The organism is Pedobacter sp. CG_S7, assembly GCF_040544395.1.
GTDB lineage: Bacteria > Bacteroidota > Bacteroidia > Sphingobacteriales > Sphingobacteriaceae > Pedobacter.
In genome coordinates this window covers 1-5,186 of the sequence record NZ_JBEONS010000074.1, presented here as the reverse complement: position 1 = coordinate 5,186, position 5,186 = coordinate 1, and the positions used below count along the sequence as shown (strand labels likewise).

The window sequence follows — 5,186 nt, the reverse complement described above, 5'->3', positions numbered from 1 at the left end:
CTCCGCTGAACCATATAATCTGCAAAACCCAATTTCTGTTCGTTTTTCATAACCTAAAATACATAAAAATATCCTAAATAACAAAAAAAACAAGTATAATTTATTGTTAATCAATTAGTTAAATCACATATTGCCTTGCAACGGTCTTAATATTTGGGCACCTCCTCACCTTCAAATTCTAGCAATTTACCGTTCAGCATTAAATGAAAGGCGAGCACATGGCCATTGTCAAATTGGAAATGCAATTGTTTTCCAACACGTTTTACTAGGTTGATTTGATGATGGAGCAGTGCTTGCTGAAGGTCGGCTTCAGTAACATTAATCTTTTTTGAGACCAGCACATTAATTTCTTTAAGTTTTTTTCCAGTAACCCTCTTTTGGAGGTTATAACTGAATACCTGTAAGTCTGGCAGTTCTGGCATAGGTATTTTTTTATCTTATATTTGTTGCATGACTATTGAAGAATTAGAAGCTTATTTTGAAGGAATTGATTTACCGGAAACCGTTTATTTAAATAAAGCTACGAAAATTGTAGACCTAAAGCAATTCGTTCGTAGTCACGTTATTACGGTAAAAGCACATGGCCATATCAAGTCATATTCAAGTTTCATGGAACGCTTAATTCAATTAAAAGATATTCTGGAAGCAGAAAATACAATACAAAAGGATGATCAAAGTTCGATGTAATTAAACCATTTTTTATAAATCTGGTGATAGACCCCATTTTCTTTAAGATGTTTAAGTACTTCATTGATGCGAAGATTGAGCCTGGTTTCTCCTTTTTTCATGGCAATAGCATATTGTGAGTGCGTATTTGGCATAAACATACCAATTTGCAATTCAGGATTCTTTTGCAAAAAACCACCAGCAATAGGTGAATCATCAATTAAGACATCAATTTCACCCCTCAATAAGAGATCATAGAGTTCATCATTCCTGTCAGCATGTAACACCTGATGGCTGGGGAACTTATGCATGATGTAGTGTTCAGCCTCAGTTGCGATGCGAATACCTATGGTTTTATGATCAAAACTATTGAGATTCCATAAAGAAACGCCTCTGTTCACTACTGCACAAAGCCTGAATTGAAGATATGGGGTACTGAATTCTAGCGTTCTTTGTCGGGATGCAGTCATCGTTACGGCGGAGCAAATCATATCAAGCTGACCTTTATATAGTTTTTCGAGTATGTGCTTCCATAAAGATATTTCATAATGCAACTCAAGATTTAGCTGAGCGGCAATTTCCTTCATTAAATCAACTTCAAATCCTTCAAAAATAGCAGAATTAAAGTCGGTATGCATAGGAACGGGCGCGACAGAATCCAACCCAATTTTAAGTATCTCTTTCATTTAAAGGTAAATTAGTATAAAATTTAGCTATTGCTCGTTTAGACTTATATTTCGTTATACATATACTCCTTAATGATATTGCCTTAAATATAATGTAGAATAAGTAGATTTCAATAGAAATAATATACAAGTACCTACACATTTTAATACAAGCACTTCTATATCAACAACATTTATGAAAAAAAAAATCAGTCTGGAATATAAATTCGTATATTTGTAATCCCTAACGGGAAAAGGAGATTAAATTTTTAATGGCAAAAAAACAATTAGCAGAAAAAGAATTAGAGGCAAAAAAAGCCGAACTTCAAGGGACAGACGTACATCTGCCTGAGAAAGAAACCATTGAATCAGAAGCTGATTCAATGTCGATCGAAGCGATCAAATCATCATTAGCAACCCCAGATCAGGATTTTGATTGGGATGCAGACGATAAAGCATTTGGTAAATATTCTGACGAGGACCGTAAGAAGTTCGAAGACATGTATACCGATACTTTCAATCAAATCAATCAAGGTGAAATCATTAGCGGTATTGTTGTATCTATCAACAACAAAGACGTAGTATTAAACGTAGGATTTAAATCTGACGGATTAGTGTCTACTTCTGAATTCCGTGATACACCGGATCTTAAAGTTGGCGATACCGTTGACGTTTTCGTGGAAGCACCTGAAGATGCGAATGGCCAGTTAATTTTATCTCGTAAAAGAGCAAAAACCCAAAGATCATGGGAGTCTATTAATGAGGCTCTTGAAAACGACAGAATCATCAACGGATTTGTGAAAAGCCGTACTAAAGGTGGTTTAATTGTTGACATTATGGGTGTTGAAGCTTTCTTACCTGGTTCTCAAATTGACATTAAACCTATCCGTGATTATGATATCTACGTAGGTAAAACAATGGAATTCAAAGTTGTTAAGATCAATCACGAATTTAAAAACGTAGTTGTATCTCATAAAATCTTAATTGAAGACGACTTAGAAAGCCAAAAAGTTGAAATCGTTTCTAAACTTGAAAAAGGTCAGGTATTAGAAGGAACCGTAAAAAACATTACTGATTTCGGTGTATTTATCGATTTAGGCGGTGTTGATGGTTTACTTCACATTACTGATATTTCTTGGGGCCGCATAGAGCATCCAAAAGAAGTATTGAACTTAGACGAGAAAATCAACGTTGTAGTTCTAGACTTTGATGATGAGAAAAAACGTATTGCATTAGGTTTAAAACAATTGACACCTCACCCTTGGGAGAGTTTAGATCCTAGCTTAGCTATTGGTTCTAGAGTTAAAGGTAAAATTGTAACTGTTGCTGATTACGGTGCTTTCTTAGAAATCATTCCAGGTGTTGAAGGTTTAATTCACGTTTCAGAAATGTCATGGTCTCAAAACTTACGCAGCCCTCAGGAATTCTTGAAAGTTAGCGATGAAATCGAAGCTGAAGTATTAACTTTAGACAGAGATGAGCGTAAAATGAGCTTGGGTATTAAGCAATTAACTCAAGATCCTTGGCAAAATGTTGCTGAAAGATATCCAATCGGAAGCAAACATACTGCAGTAGTTAAAAACATGACTAACTTCGGTGTATTTGTTGAAATTGAAGAAGGAATTGATGGACTAATCCATATTTCTGATCTTTCATGGTCTAAAAAAGTTAACCACCCTAACGAATTCACTAAAGTAGGTGATACATTAGACGTAGTTGTTTTAGAATTAGATGTTGATAACCGCAAATTAAGCCTTGGTCACAAACAATTAGAAGAAAACCCTTGGGATACTTTTGAAACTATCTTTACGATGGACTCAATACACCAAGGAACTGTTGTTAAAGTAACTGATAAAGGTGCTGTTATTGCTTTACCTTATGGTGTTGAAGGTTTCGTACCAACAAAACATATGGCTAAAGAAGATGGTTCTGTCATCAAAGCTGAAGAAACAAATGATTTCAGAATCATTGAGTTTAACAAAGATGCTAAACGTATCGTTGTATCTCACGCCCGTATCTGGGAAGAGGCTAAAGCTGAAGCTGTTGCAGAAGAAAGAGCTTCTAAGAAAAAAGAAGCTAAAGCATCTAGCAATGCCGTTAAGAAAGTTAAAGATTCAGTTGAAAAATCAACACTTGGAGATTTAGGTGTATTAGCACAGTTGAAACAACAAATGGAAGGTGAAGAAAGCAAGAATAAAGCTAAATAATCTTTAAATATTTATATTTCAAAAGCATCCCGCTGGCCGGGATGTTTTTTTTTGCTTTATATTAAATGGCTACTTATTGGTACTATTTATAGGCTACTGTAATGCTCATTCTGCACAGCTTATTATTAAACTATTCCTTGTGCCAGCATGGCATCAGCAACTTTAACAAATCCTGCAATATTTGCGCCTTTTAAATAATTTACATATTCCTCATCTTCCCTACCATATTTAACACAAGCTTGGTGGATTTCTGAAATGATTACTTTAAGTTTTCTATCTATCTTTTCTCTGCCCCATGAGTACCTCAGGGAATTTTGAGACATTTCCAGTCCAGACACAGCTACACCACCCGCATTCGCAGCTTTACCTGGCGCATACAAAATCTTTGCCTTTTCAAAAACATGAATAGCTTGTGGCGTAGAAGGCATATTTGCGCCCTCAGCAACGCAGAAACAGCCATTATTAATTAACATCTTTGCATCTTCCTCATCAAGCTCATTCTGAGTCGCATTTGGAAAAGCGATATCACATTTTATACGCCATGGTTTCTCATTTGCAAAGAACTGACAATTAAATTGGTCTGCATATGCTTTGATCCTCCCCCTTTGGTTATTCTTAAGATCCATCACAAACTTTAACTTTTCAGCGTCTATACCATTTGGATCATAAATAAAACCTTCCGAATCAGATAAAGTAAGCACCTTAGCGCCCAACTGAATACACTTTTCAGCTGTATATTGAGCTACATTTCCCGATCCTGAGATAACTATATTTTTACCTTTGAGTGAGTCAGTTTTAAGGTTTAGCATTTCTTCAACAAAGTATACTACACCGTATCCGGTTGCTTCAGGCCGAATTAAACTCCCACCCCACTCAGCGCCCTTGCCTGTTAATACTCCCGTAAACTCCCCCTTAATACGTTTATATTGACCAAAAAGGAAACCAATCTCACGAGCACCAACGCCAATATCCCCAGCGGGAACATCAATATCAGCACCCAAATGACGGTACAGTTCAGTCATAAAACTTTGGCAAAACTTCATGATCTCTCCTTCAGATCTACCCTTAGGATCAAAATCTGCGCCTCCTTTTCCACCTCCCATTGGTAAACCAGTGAGACTATTCTTAAATACCTGTTCGAAGGCCAAAAATTTCAAAACACTTAAGTTTACTGAAGGATGAAATCTTAAACCTCCTTTATATGGGCCAATAGCACTATTCATCTGTACTCTAAATCCACGATTGATTTCAACTTCACCTTTATCATTTAACCAGGGAACTCTAAAAATGATTGTCCTTTCAGGCTCAGCAATTCTTTCTAAAATTTTATTAATTTTATACTTAGGATGATTTTCAGCAAAGGGTATTATCGATTCTGCGACTTCATATACTGCCTGTAAAAATTCCGTTTCATGAGAATTGCGGAACCATATTTTATTCATAAAAGTGTTGATGGTTGAATCCATTGATTAATTTAAGGGCTATGTAAATGATAAAAGTATGCTTTTTAGACTAAAAAAAAAGTATAAAAATTATCTTCTTAAATACTAAAGGTAACTACTCAGGTACCTCTATGATGAAGCAATAGTCAAGAAAGCATTTAAGATGGCCTGCTCATTTTTCTTGCAGGTGTCGGTAATAGAACGCA

At 35.7% G+C, this 5,186-nt stretch carries 5 protein-coding genes; 2 read left to right on the top strand and 3 right to left on the bottom strand.

The annotated features are described in order from the left end of the window. Positions 1-146 precede the first annotated feature (146 nt). Entirely contained in the window at positions 147-422 is a 276-nt protein-coding gene (locus tag AAKU52_RS17025; RefSeq protein WP_354335768.1) for a DNA-formamidopyrimidine glycosylase family protein, read from the bottom strand. 28 nt (positions 423-450) lie between these two features. Between AAKU52_RS17025 and AAKU52_RS17020 the strand changes: the two genes are divergently transcribed. Continuing rightward, positions 451-687 (top strand): DUF6965 family protein, encoded by a 237-nt coding sequence (locus tag AAKU52_RS17020; protein ID WP_354335765.1) that lies wholly within the window; start codon positions 451-453, stop codon positions 685-687. Here AAKU52_RS17020 and AAKU52_RS17015 read toward each other — a convergent pair. After that, a complete protein-coding gene (locus AAKU52_RS17015) occupies positions 672-1,352 on the bottom strand; it encodes a substrate-binding periplasmic protein (RefSeq protein WP_354335763.1) in 681 nt (226 codons plus the stop codon). The genes AAKU52_RS17020 and AAKU52_RS17015 overlap by 16 nt on opposite strands. A 251-nt stretch (positions 1,353-1,603) precedes the next feature. Here AAKU52_RS17015 and rpsA point away from each other — a divergent pair, with 251 nt between their 5' ends. After that, positions 1,604-3,538 (top strand): 30S ribosomal protein S1, encoded by a 1,935-nt coding sequence (rpsA, locus tag AAKU52_RS17010; RefSeq protein ID WP_354335761.1) that lies wholly within the window; start codon positions 1,604-1,606, stop codon positions 3,536-3,538. 125 nt (positions 3,539-3,663) lie between these two features. Here the strand turns inward: rpsA and gdhA are convergent, their stop codons facing one another. Next, a complete protein-coding gene (gene gdhA, locus AAKU52_RS17005) occupies positions 3,664-5,004 on the bottom strand; it encodes an NADP-specific glutamate dehydrogenase (protein WP_354335759.1) in 1,341 nt (446 codons plus the stop codon). Between the last annotated feature and the right edge of the window lie 182 nt (positions 5,005-5,186).